At 71.0% G+C, this 21572-nt stretch carries 15 protein-coding genes and 1 pseudogene; 11 read left to right on the plus strand and 5 right to left on the minus strand.

Going from position 1 to position 21572, the window contains the following annotated elements; translation table 11 throughout:
* The first annotated feature begins 52 nt into the window (after positions 1-52).
* Complete coding sequence (locus tag ACFP2T_RS40090) at positions 53-1252, plus strand: acetyl-CoA C-acetyltransferase (protein WP_377431847.1); 1200 nt, start codon at positions 53-55, stop codon at positions 1250-1252.
* A 227-nt stretch (positions 1253-1479) separates the two neighbouring features.
* Entirely contained in the window at positions 1480-2448 is a 969-nt protein-coding gene (gene meaB, locus ACFP2T_RS40095) for a methylmalonyl Co-A mutase-associated GTPase MeaB (RefSeq protein WP_377431849.1), read from the plus strand.
* Between the two features lie 10 nt (positions 2449-2458).
* Here the strand turns inward: meaB and ACFP2T_RS40100 are convergent, their stop codons facing one another.
* Positions 2459-2911 carry a DUF2000 family protein gene (locus ACFP2T_RS40100; RefSeq protein WP_377431851.1) on the minus strand — a complete coding sequence of 151 codons (453 nt, stop codon included), beginning with the start codon at positions 2909-2911 and terminating at the stop codon, positions 2459-2461.
* 137 nt (positions 2912-3048) lie between these two features.
* Here ACFP2T_RS40100 and ACFP2T_RS40105 point away from each other — a divergent pair, with 137 nt between their 5' ends.
* From ACFP2T_RS40105 to ACFP2T_RS40125, 5 genes and pseudogenes are all read left to right on the plus strand, one after another.
* A complete protein-coding gene (locus tag ACFP2T_RS40105) occupies positions 3049-3924 on the plus strand; it encodes a helix-turn-helix transcriptional regulator (protein ID WP_377431854.1) in 876 nt (291 codons plus the stop codon).
* Positions 3925-4026: 102 nt separating this feature from the next.
* The gene (locus tag ACFP2T_RS40110; RefSeq protein ID WP_377431856.1) at positions 4027-4476 is read left to right on the plus strand and encodes an Asp23/Gls24 family envelope stress response protein; all 450 of its coding nucleotides are present in this window, start codon (positions 4027-4029) and stop codon (positions 4474-4476) included.
* A 179-nt stretch (positions 4477-4655) separates the two neighbouring features.
* The gene (locus ACFP2T_RS40115) at positions 4656-6344 is read left to right on the plus strand and encodes an acyl-CoA mutase large subunit family protein (RefSeq protein ID WP_377431858.1); all 1689 of its coding nucleotides are present in this window, start codon (positions 4656-4658) and stop codon (positions 6342-6344) included.
* 135 nt (positions 6345-6479) lie between these two features.
* Positions 6480-7415, plus strand: coding sequence for a tetratricopeptide repeat protein (locus ACFP2T_RS40120; RefSeq protein WP_377431860.1), 936 nt, complete (start codon positions 6480-6482; stop codon positions 7413-7415).
* 63 nt (positions 7416-7478) lie between these two features.
* A pseudogene (locus ACFP2T_RS40125) lies at positions 7479-8513 on the plus strand (arginase family protein); the annotation flags it as partial.
* 874 nt (positions 8514-9387) lie between these two features.
* On the opposite strand, the gene ACFP2T_RS40130 reads toward ACFP2T_RS40125, so the two are convergent.
* Entirely contained in the window at positions 9388-10290 is a 903-nt protein-coding gene (locus tag ACFP2T_RS40130) for a LysR family transcriptional regulator (protein ID WP_377431862.1), read from the minus strand.
* A 127-nt stretch (positions 10291-10417) separates the two neighbouring features.
* Between ACFP2T_RS40130 and ACFP2T_RS40135 the strand changes: the two genes are divergently transcribed.
* From ACFP2T_RS40135 to ACFP2T_RS40145, 3 genes are all read left to right on the plus strand, one after another.
* Positions 10418-11254: an oxidoreductase gene (locus tag ACFP2T_RS40135; protein WP_377431865.1), complete on the plus strand. Its 837-nt coding sequence runs from the start codon at positions 10418-10420 to the stop codon at positions 11252-11254.
* A gap of 87 nt (positions 11255-11341) precedes the next feature.
* A complete protein-coding gene (locus ACFP2T_RS40140; protein WP_377431867.1) occupies positions 11342-11944 on the plus strand; it encodes a TetR/AcrR family transcriptional regulator in 603 nt (200 codons plus the stop codon).
* A 148-nt stretch (positions 11945-12092) separates the two neighbouring features.
* On the plus strand, positions 12093-12326 hold the full coding sequence (locus ACFP2T_RS40145; RefSeq protein ID WP_377431870.1) for a TM2 domain-containing protein: 234 nt from the start codon (positions 12093-12095) through the stop codon (positions 12324-12326).
* Positions 12327-12422: 96 nt separating this feature from the next.
* Here the strand turns inward: ACFP2T_RS40145 and ACFP2T_RS40150 are convergent, their stop codons facing one another.
* Positions 12423-14393 (minus strand): penicillin-binding transpeptidase domain-containing protein, encoded by a 1971-nt coding sequence (locus tag ACFP2T_RS40150; protein WP_377431872.1) that lies wholly within the window; start codon positions 14391-14393, stop codon positions 12423-12425.
* 408 nt (positions 14394-14801) lie between these two features.
* Here ACFP2T_RS40150 and ACFP2T_RS40155 point away from each other — a divergent pair, with 408 nt between their 5' ends.
* On the plus strand, positions 14802-19856 hold the full coding sequence (locus ACFP2T_RS40155) for an NAD-glutamate dehydrogenase (RefSeq protein ID WP_377431875.1): 5055 nt from the start codon (positions 14802-14804) through the stop codon (positions 19854-19856).
* A 57-nt stretch (positions 19857-19913) separates the two neighbouring features.
* On the opposite strand, the gene ACFP2T_RS40160 is transcribed toward ACFP2T_RS40155, so the two are convergent.
* A complete protein-coding gene (locus ACFP2T_RS40160; protein WP_377431877.1) occupies positions 19914-20726 on the minus strand; it encodes a class F sortase in 813 nt (270 codons plus the stop codon).
* Positions 20710-21456, minus strand: a complete 747-nt coding sequence (locus ACFP2T_RS40165; RefSeq protein WP_377431880.1) for a hypothetical protein — start codon at positions 21454-21456, stop codon at positions 20710-20712. Before ACFP2T_RS40165 ends, ACFP2T_RS40160 begins: the two co-directional genes overlap by 17 nt.
* Positions 21457-21572 lie beyond the last annotated feature (116 nt).

The following is a 21572-nucleotide window of genomic DNA, read 5'->3' on the forward strand; positions in this document are numbered from 1 at the left end:
ACCTAACCGACGTTAAGGCGTTTCGCCAGGTCCCCCGGAGGCGAGAGTTTCGATGGCATCCGTGATCGTCAGCGGCGCCCGTACCCCGATGGGGCGGCTGCTGGGCAACCTCAAGGACTTCCCGGCGACGAAGCTCGGTGGGATCGCCATCCGGGCCGCCCTGGAGCGGTCCGGCGTCCCCGCCGACCAGGTGCAGTACGTGATCATGGGGCAGGTGCTCCAGGCCGGCGCCGGCCAGATCCCGGCGCGGCAGGCGGCCGTCGAGGCGGGCATTCCGATGTCCGTACCGGCGCTGACCATCAACAAGGTCTGCCTCTCCGGCCTCGACGCGATCGCCCTGGCCGACCAGCTCATCCGGGCCGGCGAGTTCGACATCGTGGTGGCCGGCGGGATGGAGTCGATGACCAACGCCCCGCACCTGCTCCGGGGCCAGCGGGCCGGCTACAAGTACGGCGACGTGGTGATCGCCGACCACATGGCGCTGGACGGCCTGACCGACCCGTGGGACTGCTGCGCGATGGGCGAGTCCACGGAGCGGCACAACGCCCGGCACGAGATCAGCCGTACCGAGCAGGACGCCTTCGCGGCGGCCAGCCACCAGCGGGCCGCCGCCGCGCAGAAGAACGGCGCCTTCGCCGAGGAGATCGTTCCGGTGACGGTCCCGCAGCGTAAGGGCGACCCGCTGGTGATCAGCGAGGACGAGGGGATCCGGCCGGACACCACCGCCGAGTCGCTGGCCCGGCTGCGCCCCGCGTTCACCCCGGACGGGACGATCACCGCGGGCAGTTCGTCGCCGATCTCCGACGGCGCCTGCGCGGTGGTGGTGATGAGCGAGGCCAAGGCCAGGCAACTCGGCCTGACCTGGCTCGCCGAGATCGGCGCGCACGGCAACGTCGCCGGCCCGGACAACTCGCTGCACTCGCAGCCGTCCAACGCCATCGACCACGCGCTGCGCAAGGGCGGGCTCTCCGTCGCGGACCTGGACCTGATCGAGATCAACGAGGCGTTCGCCCAGGTCGGCGTCAAGTCGACCCGTGACCTCGGAGTGAGCCCCGAGATCGTGAACGTCAACGGCGGAGCGATCGCGCTCGGGCACCCGATCGGGATGTCCGGGGCCCGGCTGGTGCTCACCCTGGCGATGGAACTGCGTCGCCGGGGCGGCGGCACCGGCGCGGCGGCCCTCTGCGGTGGCGGCGGCCAGGGTGATGCGCTGATCATCCACGTACCCCGGCAGGGTGGCGGGCAGGAGTGACGGCACCGCGTTCCGCAGGCCCGGCCGCGACGGCGCGGGCCACCGACGCTTCGACGGCGGAGGCGGGCGACGCTTCGCGGGCGGCTGACGCTTCGACGGCGGAGGCGGGCGACGCTTCGCGGGCGGCTGACGCTTCGACGGCGGAGGCGGGCGACGCTTCGCGGGCGGGCGATGCCTCGACGGCGCGGGCGCGCGACGGTTCGCAGCCGGCCACTCCGGCAGGGTCGGTGCGGCGCAGCCGGGACGTGCCGGCGCTGGTCGCGCGGGCCCGGGACGGTGATCCACGCGCGGTGGCCCGGTTGATCACCCTGGTCGAGTCCGGCGACGAACTGCTGCCACAGGTCGCGGCGGCCCTCGCGCCGCACACCGGCCGAGCCCAGGTGATCGGCCTGACCGGATCGCCCGGGGTGGGCAAGTCGACCACCACCAACGAACTCGTCCGGGCGTTGCGGGCCCGCGACCACCGGGTCGGGGTGCTCGCCGTGGACCCGTCCAGCCCGTTCACCGGCGGGGCGATCCTCGGTGACCGGGTCCGGATGCAGGACCACGCCACCGATCCCGGCGTCTACATCAGGTCCATGTCCAGCCGGGGCCACCTGGGCGGGCTGGCGGCGGCGACCCCACAGGCGGTCCGGGTGCTGGAGGGTGCCGGCTGCGACGTCGTACTGGTGGAGACCGTGGGGGTCGGCCAGGCCGAGGTGGAGGTCGCCTCGCTGGCCGACACCACGCTGGTGCTGCTCGCGCCGGGAATGGGCGACGCGATCCAGGCGGTGAAGGCCGGCATCCTGGAGATCGCCGACGTGTTCCTCGTCAACAAGGCCGACCGGGACGGCGCGGACGCCACCGTCCGGGACATCCAGGGCATGATCGCGCTGGGCGAGCGTGGTCCGGGGGCGTGGCGACCACGGGTGGTACGCGCGGTGGCCACCCGGGGCGAGGGGATCGACGAGCTCGTCACGGCGATCGAGAAGCACCGCGGCTGGCTGGTCGAACACGGCGAACTGCGGCACCGCCGCGAGGCGCGGGCCGCCGCCGAGGTCGAGGCGATCGCGCTCGGCACCCTCCGGGACCGGATGGGCTCGCTACGCGCGGGTACGCCGCTGGCGGGGCTCGCCGCGCGGGTGGCCGACGGCGTGCTGGACCCGTACGCCGCCGCCGCCGAACTGCTCGACCAACTCGGTCACCACGCCGGCTGACCGATCCGGCTCAGGGGTGCAGCACGGCTCCCTTCATGAGCTTGTCGACCGCGTTCTTCGGTCCGTGTACGGCCAGTCCCACCACCTCGAGCCGGTCCCGCCCGACGGCCCGTACCGCCGCGCGGTTGTCCCGGTCGTTGCCGGTCCGGAAGAGTTCCTCGGTGAAGATGGCGATCCGCATCCCGCGCTCGACGGCACGCCGGTGTGCGCCGATGACGGTGTCCCGGTCACCCGCGAAGACCAGCACGGGTTGGCGGAACATCGGCAGGTAACGGGTCCCGTCGGCGTCCAGGTACTCGGCACCCAGCAGGTCCGGTTCGGCTCCGGCGACGCCGCTGGTCAGGAACGCGGTGACGTTGAGCCGTTGCCAGCCGGCCAGGTCGGCGCGGAGCAGTACGGCGATCTTGCTGTCGAACCGCACCCGCGCCACCTCCGGCTCACCGGTGGAAACAGAAACGCTCATCTCGAACTCCTCGAACTCCTCGCGCTCTCAGCGGTTAAGAAGGGGCCCTTCTTCTACAGAAAGCGATAACAGGGGGCCCTTCCTTGCACTTGGGAGCATGCGGGGGGTGCCGGGGGCGGGTCTTGTACGTTCTTTGCGTGCGTACCCGGGTGGTGGCCTGGCGACCGGCGGTGGCGGGGATCGAGGAGGTCTTCCACGCGGACTTCATCGACCATGTCTATCCGGTGCATACGCACGAGGCTTGGGCAGTGCTGATCGTCGACGACGGGGCCATTCGGTACGACCTGGGGCGGACCGAGCATGGTGCGCTGGGTGGGGCGGTGACGGTGTTGCCGCCGTACGTGGCGCACGACGGTCGGGCGGCGACCCGGCACGGTTTTCGGAAGCGGGTTCTCTACCTCGACACGTCCGTGCTGGGTATCGAGCTGACCGGTTCGGCGGTGGACGGGCCGAGCCTGCGTGATCCGGAGCTGCGGGACCGGGTGCACCGGCTGCACCGGGCGCTGGTGCATCCGGGGGACGCGTTCGAGGCGGAGAGCCGGCTGGCGTTCGTCCGGGAGCGGCTGTACGGGCATCTGCGGCGTCGGGGTGACGCCGAGCCGGCGGCCCGGCGGCCCGCGATCCTCGCCGACCAGCTCCGGGCGCTGCTGGACGAGCGGACGGTCCCCGGTGTCGCGCTGCGGGAGGCGGCCGAGCTGTTGCGGGCGCATCCGGCCCATCTCGTCCGGTCCTTCACCCGGCGGTACGGGTTGCCGCCGCACCGGTATCTGACCGGTCGCCGGATCGAGCTGGCCCGGGGGCTGCTGCTGGCCGGGATGCCACCGGTCGACGTGGCGGTGGCGGCCGGGTTCTACGACCAGTCCCATTTCACCCGGCACTTCCGGCGACAGCTCGGGGTCGGCCCGGCCCGGTTCGCCGGACGGGACCGGTCGGTGCCCACATCGGAGCAATCCGTCGTCGGCACGGTGGACTCCGACCCGCCGGCCGGGGCGAAAATGTGGCCGGCGGGATAGCGAGAATGTGTCAGTTCCGTCGTTGGTTTGCCCGCGGCGAGTAGGCTCCGTCAACGCTGACGGCGCCGTGCCAGGCCGTCGAGACCAGGGGAGAGACGAAGAATGACCGACGTTAACGATTCCGGCCAGGCTCCGGAGAGCACCGCGCCGGCGGCCCAGCCCGCGCCGACCGCGCCGGCCGCCGCGCCGAGGGGCGCCACCGAGGTGTCCGAAGAGGTCGTGGAGAAGATCGCGGGTACGGCGGCCCGTTCGGTGCCGGGTGTCGCCGATCTGGGTGGCGACGTGGCGCGGTTCTTCAACAGCGTGCTGGACAAGGTCGGGCTGGACGAGGTGGGAGACGCCGGGCGAGGCGTCTCGGCCGAGGTGAAGGGGACCAGCGCGACCATCAAGGTCGTCCTGGTGATCGAGGCGGGCCACGTCGTGCACGAGGTGACCGAGGCGGTCCGGGCCAAGGTGATCGAGGCGGTCGAAGCGTACGGACTCCAGGTCGCCGAGGTGAACGTGAAGGTCGACGACATCGAGCTGAACGCGCCACCGGCCGCCGGAGCCTGACCGTCCGGCCCCGCGGCCGAGGGCGGGGCGGCCGCCAATCACCGTGATCGGGGATCTTTCGTCCGGAATCGCGCCGGTTCGAACCCGGAAGATCCCTTGATCGCGGCTCTCCTTAGCGATCGTTCAGGCAGGACCTCTACACTCGATGCGCAGTCGAGGATCGCAAGGAGGCCTTCCCGATGGACGCCGACGAAATCGCCGCTGGTCGAGCCCGCTGGCAGGCGCGGTACGACGCGGCACGCAAGCGGGACGCGGACTTCACCACGCTCTCCGGCCTGCCCGTCGAACCGGTGTACGGCCCCGAACCCGGCACCGCCCATCCCGGCTTCGAGCGGATCGGCTGGCCGGGCGAGTACCCGTACACCCGGGGGTTGTACCCGACCGGTTACCGGGGGCGGACCTGGACGATCCGGCAGTTCGCCGGGTTCGGCAACGCCCGGCAGACCAACGAGCGCTACAAGATGATCCTCGGCGCGGGCGGCGGCGGGTTGTCCGTCGCCTTCGACATGCCGACCCTGATGGGCCGGGACTCCGACGATCCGCAGGCGCTCGGCGAGGTCGGGCACTGCGGCGTGGCGGTCGACTCGGCCGCCGACATGGAGACGCTGTTCGACGGCATCGACCTCGCCGGGGTGACCACCTCGATGACCATCTCGGGCCCGGCGGTGCCGGTCTTCTGCATGTACCTGGTGGCGGCCGAGCGGCAGGGCGCGGACATCTCCACACTGGACGGCACGCTCCAGACGGACATCTTCAAGGAGTACATCGCGCAGAAGGAGTGGCTCTTCGATCCCGAGCCGCACCTGCGCCTGATCGGCGACCTGATGGAGTACTGCGCACGGGAGATCCCCCGGTACAAGCCGCTGTCTGTCTCCGGGTACCACATCCGGGAGGCCGGGTCGACCGCCGCGCAGGAGTTGGCGTACACCCTCGCGGACGGGTTCGGCTACGTCGAGCTGGGACTGTCCCGGGGCCTGGACGTGAACCGCTTCGCGCCCGGCCTGAGCTTCTTCTTCGACTCGCACGTCGACTTCTTCGAGGAGATCGCCAAGTTCCGGGCCGCCCGCCGGATCTGGGCCCGTTGGCTGCGCGAGGTATACGGCGCCACCGACGAGCGGGCGCTCTGGCTGCGCTTCCACACCCAGACCGCCGGGGTGTCGCTGACCGCCCAACAGCCGGTCAACAACGTCGTACGCACCGCGGTCGAGGCGCTCGCCGCGGTGCTCGGCGGCACCAACTCGCTGCACACCAACGCGCTGGACGAAACCCTGGCGCTGCCCAGCGACTCGTCCGCCGAGATCGCGCTGCGGACCCAGCAGGTACTGATGGAGGAGACCGGGGTCACCAATGTGGCCGACCCGCTCGGTGGCTCCTGGTACGTCGAGGCGCTCACGGACAAACTCGAAGCCGAGGCGGAGGAGATCTTCAGCCGGATCCGGCAGCTCGGCGGGGAAGGGCCGCACCCGATCGGTCCGATGACCTCCGGCATCCTGCGCGGGATCGAGGACGGCTGGTTCACCGGCCAGATCGCCGAGTCGGCCTTCGTCTACCAGCAGGCGCTGGAGAAGGGCGACAAGCGGATCGTCGGAGTGAACTGCCACACCGGCACGATCGCCAAGGAACTGGAGATCATGCGGGTCTCGCACGAGGTCGAGGTGGAGCAGCGCCGGCTGCTGGCCGATCGCAAGACCGGCCGGAACGCCGACGCCGTGACGGCCGCCCTGGCCCGGATGGTCGACGTCGCGCGGACCGGGGAGAACCTCATCCCGCCGATGCTGGACGCGGTACGCGCCGAAGCGACCCTGGGGGAGATCTGTGACGCACTGCGCGCCGAATGGGGCGTCTACCGGGAGCCGGCCCGGTTCTGACGGCGGGAGCCGGCCCGGTTCTGACCCGGTGGCGGGCCCGGCGCCGGCGGGCACCGGGCGGGGTGACCCGGTCGATACTCTCGGCCGGTGGCGGTTGGGCTGGGATGCCAGCGTCGCGTGCGAGACTAGACAACCATGAGCGACCCACGGATCACCTCGTCGATCTTCACCCGCGGCGCGGTAGACCTCGGCGCGCTGCGCGCCGCCCAGACGCCCGCCACGCCGGCACCCTCCGCCCAGCCGGCCAGCCGTGCCACGCCGGGCGCGGCCCCGGCCAGCACACCTCCCGCGGGCGCGGGTGGAGTCTCGGTGATCGACGTCACCGAGGCCACTTTCCAGTCCGAGGTGCTGGAACGTTCCCTGACCACCCCTGTGGTGATCGACTTCTGGGCCGAGTGGTGTGAGCCCTGCAAACAGCTCTCCCCGGTACTGGAGCGGCTGGCCGTCGAGGGCGACGGCGCCTGGGTGCTCGCCAAGGTCGATGTCGACGCCAACCCACGCCTCGCCCAGATGTTCCGGGTGCAGGGCATCCCGATGGTCTACGCGGTGGTGGGTGGCCAGCCGGTCGACGCCTTCTCCGGAGTGGTGCCCGAGGCACAGCTGCGGCAGTGGATCGGCGCGGTACTCAAGGCCGGCGGCGTGTCGGTGGAGGCTCCGGAGGACCCCCGGCTCACCGAGGCCGACGAGGCGCTGATCAGCGGCGACCTGGACGCCGCCGAGCGGGCGTACAAGAAGATCCTCTCGGATGCCCCGGCGGACGCCGCGGCCGAGGCCGGTCTGGCGCACGTCGCGCTGGCCCGCCGGGTGAGCGGCGCGGATCCGGTGGCGGCGCTCGCTGCGGCCGACTCGGCGCCAGACGACGTCGCGGCACAGCTACTGGCCGCCGACATCGAGGTGCTCAGCGGCCAGGCGGAGCAGGCGTACGCCCGGCTGGTCGAACTGGTCCGCCGGACCGCCGGCGATGACCGGGAGGCGACCCGGCAGCACCTGGTGTCCCTGTTCAGCATCGCCGGTCCGGACGATCCCGCGGTGGCCAGCGCCCGGCGGGCGCTCTCGCGCGCGCTCTTCTGACAATGTGAGTACGAGCAGCGCGCATGCCGGCCTGGCAGCCGCGATACCGGACGGGAGCACACTATGCGCCGGATCGCCGTCCTGGACGCCCCGTCCAACCTGGGCCTGCGTCCGCCGACCTCCACGTCGGTGCCGGGCTGTGCCAAGGCACCGGGCGCGCTGCGTGACCACGAGCTGATCGCCCGGCTGGGCGCCCGGGACGCCGGCTGTCTCACCCCGCCCCGGTACGACCCGGGCGACTGGCGTCCCGGGGACGGGGTGTGCCATGCCGGCGCGATCGCGGACTACTCGATGGAGTTGGCCGACCGGATCGGCGGGATCATCGACCAGGGCGAGTTCCCGCTGGTGCTCGGCGGGGACTGCTCCATCCTGCTCGGTTCGGCGCTCGCCATGCACCGGCTCGGCGAGTCGGTCGGCGGTCGGATCGGCCTCGTCTTCGTGGACGGCCACTCCGACTTCCGGCACCCGGGCAACGCCTCGTACGTCGGCGCGGCGGCCGGCGAGGACCTGGCGCTGGTCACCGGGCGGGGACAGGCCGACCTGGCCGCGATCGAGGGGCGCCGGCCGTACTTCCGGGACATCGACGTGGTGGTGCTCGGCATCCGCGCCCACGACGAGTACCGACTCGACCTGCAGGCGGCCGGAATCGTGACCCGGCCGGTGCCGGCGTTGCGGGTCGAGGGGGCGGCCCGGACCGCCCAGTGGGCCCATGACCAGTTGACCGACTGCGCCGGCTACTGGGTGCACGTCGACGTCGACGTACTCGACCCGGCGGTGATGCCGGCGGTCGACGCGCCGGACCCGGGCGGGATCGCGTTCGCCGAGTTGGAGCTGCTGTTGGCGGGCCTGGTCGACACCCCGCACTGCCTGGGGGTGGAGGTCACCGTCTTCGACCCCGACTACGACCCGGCCGGCTCGTACGCCGCCGAGATCGTCGGCACGCTGGTCGCCGGCCTGGCTCCGGTCGCCGCCCCGGAAGCGGTCCCGCCCCGGTTCGTGCCGAGCCGGTCGGCCGGAGCCGAGCGCGGTCCGGCGGCGGTGCCCGGGCCCCGGGCGGTCCCGCCGGCCAGGCTGCCCGTCGTGCCCACGGTCGCGCCGCGGGGAGTCCCGCCACTCGGGTTGCCTGCCTTCGCCCAGCCGTCGTCGGCGGCGGCCGCCCTGGGCGCGGTCCCGGTCCCGATTCCGGTGTCGGATGAGCCCTCGGAGCCGAGGCTCGGACCGGAGCCTGACCGACGCGCCCCGGTCGACGCCGACCTCGCTGAGTCGTTCGGCGGCGTGGAGTCGAACGACTCGGCCGAGTCGGATGACCGGTCGGAGTCGACGGGGTGGGTCGAGTCGGATGGCGGGGTCGGGTCGGTTGATCGGGCTGAGTCGGATGGCGGGGTCGGGTCGGTTGATCGGGCTGAGTCGGATGGCGGGGTCGGGTCGGTTGATCGGGCTGAGTCGGATGGCGGGGTCGGGTCGGTCGACCGGGCTGAGTCGGATGACCGGGTCGGGTCGGTCGACCGGGTCGGGTCGGCGGAGCCGGACGCTGGGGCGCCGACGCCGGAATCCCGGGCCGGTACGGACGTGCCGGTGGCCCGAGCCGCCCTGGACCCGTACGCGCTCAACGGGCCGACCAGTGTCGGCTCCCGGCGGCCCGAGCCCCGGGAGCTGTCCGCCCGCTGGTCCGAGGCGGTCGGACCGCCCGCGTCGGCGGGCCCGGGACGGCTGCGGCGTAGCGCGTCCCCGGCCGCCGACCTCCGGCCCGCCGAGGCTCCGCCGGCCGGTGTGCTGCCGAGCGATGGCGCCGCGCTGGGCAATGGTGGGTCGGATCGGGACGCGCCGACCCCGGGCCCGGAGACGGGCTCGGCGGCCGAGATCGCCTGACCGGCCCGTCCGGCCCGTCGGGTGCGGCCACGGCGGCCCCCGGCTCGCGTCCGGCGCGGCCCGGAGCTGTCCGGCGGGGTCCTTTCGGCGTCTCCGGCGCCGGCTACCCGGCGTGCGTCAGGTCGGTTGCCGTGGCCAGTTCGGTGGCCACGTCGAGCAGGTTCCGCAGCACCGGCTTGTCCGTACCGGGATTCCACGCGACCACCGTCTTCGCCTCGTCGCCGACGAGAGGGATGAACACGACGCCGGTGCGACGCAGGCTCTGTGCCGACCTGGCGAGCCGGGTGACCCCGATCCCGGCGGCGACCAGCCCGAGCAGGTTCGGTACGCCGGTGGCCCGCCGCACCACGTTCGGCGCGAATCCGGCCTGCTGGAAGTCGTGGTCGTACTTGCGGTGCCAGGGTGGCCAGGAGGCGCGTGAGGTGAGCACCCAGGGCTCCTCGGCCAGGTCACGCAGGTGCAGCTCGGGCCGGTCCGCGAGTGGATGCCCGGTCGGTAGGACGGCGCAGACCGGTTCGGTGGCGAGGATCCGGGTGGCGAGGTCGGGCACCAGGGGCGGCCTCGTGAACCCGGCGTTGTAGCGCCCCTCGCGTAGTCCGGCCACGAGTTGGCCGATGCTGACGTCCTCGGTGTGCAGTTCCACCTCGGGAAACCGCTGTTGGAAGGCCCGGGCGACGGGCGGCAGCATGTAGTTGGCGGTGGAGATCAGGAAGGCGAGATCGAGGCGGCCCGTCTCGCCCCGGGCCGCCCGGCCGACGGTGGCCACGGCCTGCTCGGCGCGGGCGACGACGGCGCGCGCCTCCGGCAGGAACACCTGGCCCAGCTCGGTCAGTCGGGTGCCCCGGGTGTCGCGATCGAACAGTCGTACGCCAAGGGTGCGCTCCAGCACGGCGATCTGCTGGGACAGGGACTGCTGGGCGATGCGCAGGGCGACGGCGGCCCGGCTGAAACTCAGGTGCTCGGCCACCGCGACGAAGTACCGCAGCTGGCGCAGCTCAGGGGTCACAGGTCCCAACTGTAACCGCTGCTGGAATTGTCTGTTGGCGGTGCGCGCGAGCGCTGCGCAGAGTGGGACGCGGGCGGCGGAGGGCGCCGCGCCGACCAGTCGATCAGGGAGTTTCACTTTGTCAGCAGTGTCATCACGAGACCGGGTATGGCTGATCACCGGCTGCTCCGCCGGATTCGGCCGGCACCTCGCCCTGGCGGCGCTGGCCGCCGGAGATCGGGTCATGGCGACGGCCCGGAGCGCCGAACAGCTCGCCGACCTCGTCCCGATCGGAGGTGACCGGGTACGTGCCGGCACCCTCGACGTCACCGACGCGGCCTCGATTGACCGGGCGGTGGCGGACACCCTCGCCGCGTTCGGCCGGATCGACGTGGTGGTGAACAACGCCGGGCACGGGTCCGTCGGAGCCGTCGAGGAACTGGCGATGTCAGACCTGCGCGCACTGCTGGACGTCATGTTCTTCGGGGCGGTCGCGGTCACCAAGGCGGTGCTGCCACACCTGCGCCGGCAGGGTGGTGGCGCGATCGTGCAGATGAGTTCGATGGGCGGGCAACTGAGCATGCCGGGGTTCGGTGCCTACTGCGCGGCGAAGTTCGCCCTGGAAGGGCTCTCCGAAGCCCTGGCTGCCGAGGTCGAGCCCTTCGGCGTCCGGGTGCTGATCGTGGAGCCGGGCGCGTTCCGTACGGAGTTCGGCGGAACCCGGATGCACCGCTCGGAGCAGATCGAGGCGTACCGGGTGTCGACCGGGGCGACCAGGGCGGCGGTGGACGGCATGCACGGAACCCAACCCGGTGACCCGGCGAAGGCCGCGCAGGCCATCCTGGAGGTCCTCGACGCCGCCGATCCGCCGCTGCGGCTGGCGCTGGGTAACGACGCGGTCGACAACATCCGGGCCCACCACGAGCGGCTCCGGGTCGATCTGGACCGCTGGGAGAAGCTGAGCAGGTCCATGGAGCTTGCCTGACGCCCGCCCCCGGAAGCGGCAGCCGTTTGACAGACGGCGCTACGGTGAATAGCTTTGCGGCTATGAGGAATAGCCGGGTGATCCGCCGTGGTCCAGTCCGCGCCGGGCGACGCGGTGCCTAGGGCCGGATTATCCACCACCGCGGTCGTCGACGTCGCGTTGGCCGTCATCGACGAGCAGGGCCCGGAGGCGCTGACCCTGGCGGCCGTCGCCGGGCGTACCGGAGTCGCGCCACCCTCGCTCTACAAGCACGTCGCGGGCCTTGCCGAGCTGCGGATGCTGGTCGGTGCGCGGGTGATGGACGAGATGACCGAGCGGTTCGCGGCGGCGGCGATGGGCCGCAGTGGCGACGAGGCGGTGGCGGTGCTGATGCGCGGCTACCGCGACTACGTCCGGGAACATCCCGCCCGCTACGCGGCGCTGCCCCCCGACCCGTTGCACAACCCGGCGATGGTCGCTGCCGGCACCCGGCTGTTGCAGGTCTTCCTCGCCACGCTGCGCGGATACGGGCTCACGGATTCGGCGGCGATCCACGCCACCAGGTGCGCCCGGTCGATCGCGCACGGGTTCGCCTCGATCGAGGCCAGTGGCGGCTTCGGCCTACCGGAGGACCTGGACGAGACATACGAGCAATTGATCGCGATGTTCGTCGCGAGCCTGCCTCGGCCCGATGCTCCGCAACGTGCCTGATCGACCCCCGGTACGGGGGACAGCACCACCCCGACTATTGCGGTAATGTGCGCGATCGCCGTTCACGCCGGACAACCCCCTTGGCGTGGACGAGTCGCGCCGTCTTCCGGCGCGCGCAATCAGCCTGTGTGTCCTGAAGGGAATAAACATGTCCACAACCACTGCCGGTCCCGGCGTCGGGCACCGGTCCTGGCTCGTCGCGGTGCTGCTCTGCTTCTTCCTCGGCGGGTTCGGGGTGCACCGATTCTACGTCGGCAAGATCGGTACTGGCGTTCTCATGATCCTCACCTTCGGTGGGCTCGGCATCTGGGTGCTGATCGACTTCATCATGATCCTGATCGGCAAGTTCACCGACAAGGAAGGTCTGGCGCTGGCTCGCTGACCGCCGGTCCACTGCTGGTGAAGGCCTGACATCGGGGCGGCCGACGGGTGACTTCCCCGTCGGCCGCCCCGAGCCCGCTCTGGAGACCGAACGGGGTTACCGGGCGGCCAGATTGCGCAGGAAGCGCTCGGCGATCGGCACGGCGGTGGCCGCACTCGATCCGCCCTTCTCGACGAAGACCGCGAACGCGATGTCCCCCTGCCAGCCCACGAACCAGGCATGGGTGTGCGCCGGGTTGTCGTCGTACTCCGCCGTGCCGGTCTTGCCGTACACCGGCTTGCCGGGAACGTCCTTCAGCGCCGAACCGGTCCCCGAGGTGACCACCTCGCGCATCATCGTGCGCAGCGGTTCGACCGAGCCGGCCTTCAGTTGCGGACCGGGTGACGCGGCCTGGCCCGGGTTCGGCTCGATGACCAGTTTCGGTTGCTGCCACTGGCCTCGGGCCACCGCGGCGGTGGCCGCCGCCATGCTCAGCGGGCTGACCAGCGTGGTGCCCTGACCGAAGGCGGCGGCGGCCCGTTCGGCGGCCGAGCCGCCGGCCGAGACCTTGCCGGTGAACGCGTCCATCCCGAGCTGCCAGGTGCCCTCCAGACCGAGGCTCCGGCCCGCGTTCGCCAGCCCGTCCGGGCCCAGCCTGGGAGCGAGCGCGGCAAAGGCCGTGTTGCAGGACTTGGCGAAGTCGGTCCGGAACGGCACCGTGCCGAGTTCGAAGGAGTCGGAGTTCTTGAACGAACGTCCCTCCACGGTGAACGTCTTCGGACAGGCGACCGGACCGTCGAGGGTGACAGCGCCCGCGTCGAGCAGGCCGAGCGTGCTGACCATCTTGAAGGTCGAGCCGGGCGGTACCTGGGCGTTGAAGGCGAGGTTCTCCGGGGTGGCGCCGTTGGCCGCCGCGAGCACCGCACCGTCGCTGATCCGCACCGCGACCAGGGCGCTCCGGCGCTTCTCCGGCTCCACGGCGCGGTCGGCGGCGCTCTGCACCGGCACGTCGAGGGTGGTCTTCAGCGGGGTCCCGGCGGCCGGGTCGTGGCGGAACGCCTCGGTGCCGCTCGGTGTCACGGAACCGTCCGGCCGCTTGCTGGTGATGATCACGCTTATCCCGATCCCACCCCGCAGTTGCTTGTCGTAGCGGCCCTGGAGTCCACCGTGGCCGACCATGTCACCGTTCTCGAACAATCCGGGGTTGGCCTCCATGTCGGCGGCCTGCACCGGATCGACCGAGCCGAGCAGGGCGGCGGCGAAGCCCCGGTACGGGGCCAGCTCACGCTGCTCGTCCCGGAACTTCGTTCCGGGCAGGTCGTAGATCCGGGACTTGATCTGGAGGTACGCGTCCCGGCGCAGGCTGACCACGTCGACGAAGGCGTCCGGTTTCGCCTCGCTCAACCGTTTCGGCAGGTCGGAGAGGTCGATCGCCGGGACGATCGCCGGACGGATGGCCTTGAACGCCCGGTCCAGGTCCCGCACCAGGTCAGGTACGTCGGTCACCTCGCCGGGCTGTACGCCCACCACGACCACCGGCCGGGGCAGCACGATGCCGTTGCCCGCGCCGTCGGTCACCAGGGCCCGCTTGGCGGGGAGCCGGCGCAGGGCCAGCTGATCGCCACTGGTGAGCTTCGGCTCGACCACCTTCGGCTCCCAGATGACCTGCCAATCGTCATCTTTGCCACGCTTGAGGTGGATCTCCGAGGGGTACGTCCAGTGCGTGTCACCAGGCAGCGTCCAGTCCACCCGTACGGTCACGGTCGCGGCGTCTTCTGTGATCTTCGCCTCGCCCTCCCGGCGGAGCGCCGGCGGCGTCTTGGCCAGCTCGCCGGTGAGTTCCTTGAGTTCGGCGGCCACGTCGTTCGCCGGTACGCGCTCGCCGGCCGGGTTGCGGAAGCCGACCTTGTTGAGGTCGGCGCCCCGCCAGCCGGCGAGAAAGGCGTCCACGGCCCGGTCCGGGCCGTCCGAGTCGGAACAGCCGACCAGGGTTCCGGTGACGAGCAGTAGCCCGACGACCGCCCCGACGATCCGGCGCGGGGCGATCCGCCGGCCATGGAAGCGGCGGGATGGATACGGAGAGCCCATGCTGCGGTTACCTTCCAGTTCGGCGCACCGCCGTGAACTCCTCCGGCGGCAGCATGACGGTAGTACGCGTGTCCGTTCGGCGGGTGCCCTGGTGCCGGGGATGAACCTCCGGCCCGTACGTCCCTTTCGGCGCCCTCCGATGCTGGTCACGGTGTTGTCGTGGAGGGTACGGCGGAACGTGGCGGCCGGTACCGGATGTGGTGGTTCGGTGAGGGGATGCGATGGATCGGGTGAAGGCAGGGGAAGCGTGGGTACTCCCAGGCGGGCATGTCGGGTACCCGCAACAGGTGAAAGGACAGAGTCCGGATCCGACGTCCGGCTGACCGTCCGCCGATAGAGGGGTGCATCGGCAGGGCCTAGTCTGGCGGAGAGTGACCCACGGCGTGGTGGGTCGAGGGGAGTTGCACGATGGACCGGCGTCCGGCGATCAAACCGGAACCCGATCTCCGGTCGGCGCATGCCGACCGAGATGACAGCTACGACACGGCGGTCGATGACGACGGGGTCGGGTCTCGACTCGCCTCCGGCGTGACCGGCGTACCGGGAGCCAGCATCGACACCCTCTATGACCTGGGGCTGCCGCCGGAGGCGCTGGCGGACGACGTGGAGGACGCGGACCTCGACGAGCCGGTGCCGAACGCGGAACGGCTGGTCGCCCAGGCGGTCACGCTGGCCGGCGACGACCACGACGCGGCCACGCTGGTCGACCGGTTCTGGCGGTTCGCGCCGGACGAGGAGCTGATCGGTTTCACCGCCGAGGAGATGCTGACCGCCGCGCGGGCCCATCGGGAGCTGGCCGAGCAGCGGGTGCCGGGCGAGTTGAAGCTGCGGATCCACGAGCCGGTCCCGGACCAGCAGCACACCGTGATCGAAATCGTCACGGACGATATGCCCTTTTTGGTCGATTCGATAACCGCCCTGCTCACCGGCCACCACCTCGACGTACACATGCTGGTGCATCCGCTCGTGGTGGTCCGCCGCGAGCCGCTCGGCAGGTTGACCGAGGTCGCCGCCGACGTCGAACCGGACGACGCGATCGACGGCGACATCGTCGAGAGTTGGATGCGAATAGAGATCGATCCGGTACGCGGTGCGGTGGACCGGGACCGATTGCGGGCCGAGTTGCAGCGGGTGCTCACCGACGTACGCGAGGCGGTGGAAGACTGGCCGAAAATGCGGCAACGGGCCCTGGCGCTCGCCGACGAGTTGGCCGCCGCCCGCACCTCGGACAACCGCCCACCGGTGCCGGAGAAGGACATTACGGACTCGGTGGAACTGCTGCGCTGGCTCGCGCACGAACACTTCACCTTCCTCGGCTACCGCGAGTACCGCCTGGTCGAGGTCCAGGACGGTGAGAAGGCGCTGGAGGCGGTCCTCGGCACCGGACTCGGCATCCTGCGCCAGGACTCGACGGTGCCGAGGGCACTCTCCTCGATGACGCCGGAGGCGCACCAGAAGGTGACGGAGAAGCGCCTGCTCATCATCACCAAGGCGAACTCCCGAGCCACCGTGCACCGCTCTGCGTACCTGGACTACATCGGTTTCAAGGTCTTCAACGAGGCCGGCGAGGTGGTGGGGGAGCGACGCTTTCTCGGCCTGCTCGCCACGGCGGCGTACCGGACCAGCGTCCGCGAGCTGCCGGTGGTCCGCCGGAAGGTCGCCGAGGTGCTGGACCGGTCCGGACTGAGCCCGCGCAGCCACTCCGGCAAGGACCTGTTGCAGATCCTGGAGACCTATCCGCGCGACGAGCTGTTCCAGATCAAGACCGACGACCTCTACCACGCGGTCGTCGGCGTGCTCCGGATGGCGGGCCGCCGCCAGTTGCGGGTCTTCCTGCGCCGTGACGGGTACGGCCGGTTCATCTCCTGCCTGATCTACCTGCCCCGGGACCGGTTCACCACCCAGAACCGGCTACGCATGCAGGAGATCCTGCTCCGTGAGCTGAACGGGATCGGGGTCGACTACACCACCCGGGTCACCGAGTCGATGCTCGCCCGGGTGCACTTCATCGTCCGGACCGACCCGGCCAACCCGCCGAGCGAGGTCGACGCGGACCTGCTCGCCGAGGAACTCGCCGACGCCACCCGGCTCTGGGACGACGACTACCGGCTGGTGCTGGAGCGCAAGCTCGGCGACGAGCAGGCGAAGCGGCTGTTCACCCGGTACGCCGACGCGTTCCCGGAGGGCTACAAGGACGGACACACCCCGTACGAGGCGATGAAGGACCTCGCCAAGCTCGAACTGCTCGAAGAGCCGGGCCAGCTCGAGATGCACATGTTCCGCAAGCAGCAGGCCGTCCGGCCGGGCGCGGCCGCACCGGCCACCACCGTCGAGGACGTCCGGTTCAAGGTCTACCGGTACGGCGAGCCGATGGTGCTCTCCGCGGTGCTGCCGGTGCTGCACTCCCTCGGCGTACGGGTCGTCGACGAGCACCCGTACGAGGTGGACCGGATCGACGGGCGGATCTACCTCTACGACTTCGGCCTGGAGCTGCCGGACGGCGCCCGGGACCTGGCCGAGGTCCGCCCGCACGTGGAGAACGCCTTCTCCGCCACCTGGCGCGGCGAGGCCGAGGTCGACGGCTTCAACGAACTGGTGCTGCGCGGCGGCCTCACCTGGCGGCAGGTGGTGGTGCTGCGGGCGTACGCGAAGTACCTGCGCCAGGCCGGCACGGTCTTCTCGCAGGACTACATGGAGTCCACCTTCATCGCCTACCCCGGGATCGCCGCCTCGCTGGTGGAACTCTTCGAGGTGCGGTTCTCGCCGTCGCCGGGGCGTAGCGCCGAGGAGCGCGTGCTGCGCAGCAAGGAGCTGGTGACCAGCATCGGGCAGCAGCTCGACGAGGTGAGCAGCCTCGACCAGGACCGGATCCTGCGGTCGTACCTGACGCTGATCCAGGCGACCCTGCGGACCAGCTTCTACCAGCGCCGGATGGACGGGCGGCCCAAGTCGTACGTGGCGTTCAAGCTGGACCCGCAGGCGATCCCGGACCTGCCGGCGCCCCGGCCGAAGTACGAGATCTTCGTCTACTCGCCCCGTTTCGAGGGCGTACACCTGCGGTTCGGGCCGGTGGCCCGGGGCGGCATCCGCTGGTCGGACCGGCGGGAGGACTTCCGCACCGAGGTGCTGGGCCTGGTCAAGGCGCAGATGGTGAAGAACGCGGTGATCGTGCCGGTGGGCGCCAAGGGTGGCTTCGTGCTCAAGCAGAAGCCGGGCGACCGGGACGAGGCCGTGGCCTGCTACCAGGGTTTCATCTCGGCCCTGCTGGACGTGACGGACAACCTGGTCGGCGGGCAGATCGTGCCGCCGCACGACGTGGTCCGGCACGACGCCGACGACCCGTACCTGGTGGTGGCGGCGGACAAGGGCACCGCCAGCTTCTCCGACATCGCCAACGAGATCTCGGTGTCCCAGGGCTTCTGGCTGGCCGACGCGTTCGCCTCCGGCGGCTCCGCCGGCTACGACCACAAGAAGATGGGGATCACGGCCCGGGGTGCCTGGGAGTCGGTGAAGCGGCACTTCCGGGACATGGGGATCGACACCCAGACCCAGGACTTCACCGTGGCCGGCGTCGGCGACATGTCCGGCGACGTGTTCGGAAACGGCATGCTGCTCTCCGAGCACATCCGGCTGGTGGCCGCCTTCGACCACCGACACATCATCCTGGATCCGGATCCCGACGCCGCGTCCTCCTATGTGGAGCGGCGGCGGCTGTTCGACCAGCCGCGATCCTCCTGGGCGGACTACAACCCGGAGCTGATCTCCGAAGGAGGCGGGATCTACCCGCGTACCGCGAAGTCGATCCCGATCAGCCCGCAGGTCCGTGCGGCGCTCGACCTCGACGCGGGTGCCGAGTCGATGTCCCCGCAGGAGTTGATGAAGGCGATCCTGAGCGCCCCGGTCGACCTGTTCTGGAACGGTGGGATCGGCACCTACGTCAAGGCGTCGTCGGAGTCCAACTCCGAGGTCGGCGACAAGTCCAACGACGCCATCCGGGTGGACGGCAAGGACCTGCGCTGCAAGGTCGTCGGCGAGGGTGGCAACCTGGGCTTCACCCAGGTCGGCCGGATCGAGTACGCCCTCGCGGGCGGCCGGATCTTCACCGACTTCATCGACAACGCGGCCGGGGTGGACACCTCGGACCACGAGGTCAACATCAAGATTCTGCTCGGCGCGGCGGTGGCCGACGGCGAGTTGAGCGTCCCGGACCGGGACGCGCTGCTGGCGGAGATGACCGACGAGGTCACCCACCTGGTGCTCCGGGACAACTACGACCAGGCACGGGCGATCGGAAACGCGATGGCCCAGGCGGCGTCCCTGCTGCCGGTGCACCGGCGGATGATCTCCGACTTCGAGCGTGCCGGTCACCTCAACCGGGAGTTGGAGGCGCTGCCGCCGGACGAGGAACTGGCGACCCGGACCGACTCGGGACTGACCGCGCCGGAGTTCGCGGTGCTGCTCGCGTACGTCAAGATCGTGCTGGAGCGGGAGATCCTGGCCGACGGCCTCCCCGACGAGGAGTGGACCTTCGAGGTGCTGGCCGGCTACTTCCCGACCCCGCTGCGCGAGCGGTACGCCGACCGGATGTCGGACCACCGCCTGCACCGGGACATCGTCACCACGATGCTGGTCAACGAGGCGGTCAACCGGGGCGGCATCTCGTTCATCTACCGGGTGGTGGAGGAGACCGGCGCGACCCCGGCGGACGTGATCCGGGCGTACGTGGTGGTCCGCGAGGTGTTCGGGCTGCGCGAGGTCTGGGCCGACATCGAGGCGCTGGACAACCGGGTGCCGACCGAGGTGCAGACCGCGATCTACCTCGACACCCGCCGGTTGCTCGACCGCGCGGTCCGGTGGCTGGTGACCAACCGCCGCTCCCCGATCGACGTACCGGCCGAGATCGCCCGGCTGCGCGACGGGGTGTCCCGACTCCTGCCGGAGCTGGGCAACCTGTTCTACGGCAGCGAGCGGCAGGCGCTGGAGGCGCACGTCGAGGCGTCGATCGGGCGGGGGCTGCCCCGGGAACTGGCCGAGCAGGCAACCCGGCTGATGTACAGCTTCGGGCTGCTCGACGTGGTCGAGACGGCCACCACGACCGGTCGGGACGTCAGCGAGGTCGCGGCGGTCTACTTCGTACTCTCCGACCGCTTCCGGGTCGACTCCCTGTTGTCGAAGATCTCGCTGCTGCCGAGGGAGGACCGCTGGCAGACGCTGGCCCGGATGGCGTTGCGGTACGACCTCTACGCCGCACTGGCCGCGCTCACCGCCGAGGTGCTCAGCGGGACCTCGGCCGAGCTGGCGCCGGACGAGCGGGTCGAGCAGTGGGAACGGTCGAACTCCATCTCGATCACCCGGACCCGCAAGGCGATGGGGGAGTTCGACGAGTCCCGGGCCGATCTGGCGGCGCTCTCCGTGCTGCTGCGACAGATCCGCACGCTGGTGCGTACGTCGGCGGCCAGCTGAGACGTACCTGGGGAGCCTGGCCAGCCCGACGAGGTCGCGCCGGCCAGGCTCCGCCGCTCATGGGATCCGGGTCGCGGACACCACGATGTTGTTGGGATAGCTGCCCTTCTTACGATCGAACCTGCCGCCGCAGGTGACCACCTGGAGTCGGGCGGTGTCGGCGGCTCCGTAGACAAGTTCGGCCGGGAACGCCGTCTTCGGATACGACTTGACGGTGTCCACGCTGAATCGGACGACCTTGCCGTCCTTCCGGGTCACCCGCAGTTCGTCGCCCCGCTTGAGCGCGCCGAGCTTGAAGAAGACCGCCGGTCCCATCGCCGCCGAGTCGACGTGTCCGACGACGACGGCGTTACCGATCTCGCCGGGGCTCGCGCCGACCTTGTACCAGCCGGCGAGCTGGGCCTGCTTCAGCGAGGGCACCTGCACGGTGCCGTCGCCGTTCAGTCCGACCGATATGATCTTGGCGTTCACCTTGATCTTCGGTATTGCGATCTTCGTCGGTTCGGACCGGGGCAGGGCCGCCGGTGCCGGTGTGACCGAGGCGCGGGCGGGCGGACGCGTACGGGCCGGTCCGGTGGTCGTCGACGGGGTCGGTGTCGCCGACTCCAGCTCCGGGCCGAGCTCCGGTCCTGGTTCCGACCCGAGTTCCGGTCCGAGCTCCGACCCGGAGGCCCAGTCCGGCTCGGGGGCCAACTCGGGCTCGCTGTCCGCCGGTTGAGGTGGCTGCGCCGGGGCCGGATTGAGGCCGGTGGCGACCAGCGCGGTTCCGCTGAGGGCCAGCAGGGCGACCAGGACGACGCCGGCGGCACGCCACGGTTGCCCGTGCCGGCCGCCGGCAGCCCTGATCGGCACCTCAGGCGAGTGAGCCATCGGTACGACGCCGACGAACCATCAGGAAGCCGCCGAGCGCGGCCGCCCCCAACAAGCTCGCACCAGCGGCGGTACGGCTCGTGTCGGTGCTGACTCCACCGTCACCACCGGAGACGGAGCCGTTGGGCAGGACCACGATCTTGCCCTTGCCGTCACACGAACCCTTGGCCGCGTAGTGGCCGGGCTTGGTCTTCGACGGCACCTTGGCCCAGGCCCAGTACTCGTGCTCGTTGCCGTACGCGGCCTGGCCGCCCTCGCCGCCCTGACCCTCCTCGTCTCCGGCCTGCGGCTGCTCGTCCTCCGGCAGCGCCGGCTGCCCGTCCTCCGGCAGTCCCGGCTGCCCCGGCTGCTCGTCGTTCGGGGGCGGCGTCGGTTGGCCGTTCCCCGGGGGCTGCGAGGGCTGGCCGGGGTCCTCGGGCTGGCCGTTGTCGTCCGGTTCCTCGGGGCGTCCCGGCTCCCGCTCGCCGTTCTCTTCCACGGGCTTGAGCCAGATCTTGCCGGTGATCTTCGATGACACCCAGGGCTTCCGCACCGGGTGCTCGCACTCCAGGTAGATCTTGAACTTGTGTCCCGGCTTCACCCCCTTCGGCTCGGTGTAGATGTGGCCCTTGTCGTACTCGTGTCCGGGCCCGCCGCCATCCGCCAGGGCGGTTCCGGGCGTGCAGATCAATAAGGAGGCGGCGCCCAGGCCGGCGCCGGCCAGCACCTTTCCCAGCAACTTGCTACTCATAACTCGAGGTACTCCTTCCCCGTTGGTTCGCCCGACGGCCAGTCGAGCTATGACCGACGCTAGCTACTTTGGGGGTGGATGTCGTGATTACGAGTATTTCTTCCGAAAGCTCGTAT

Source organism: Plantactinospora solaniradicis (assembly GCF_042658085.1).
In the GTDB taxonomy this organism is placed as follows: Bacteria; Actinomycetota; Actinomycetes; order Mycobacteriales; family Micromonosporaceae; genus Plantactinospora; species Plantactinospora solaniradicis.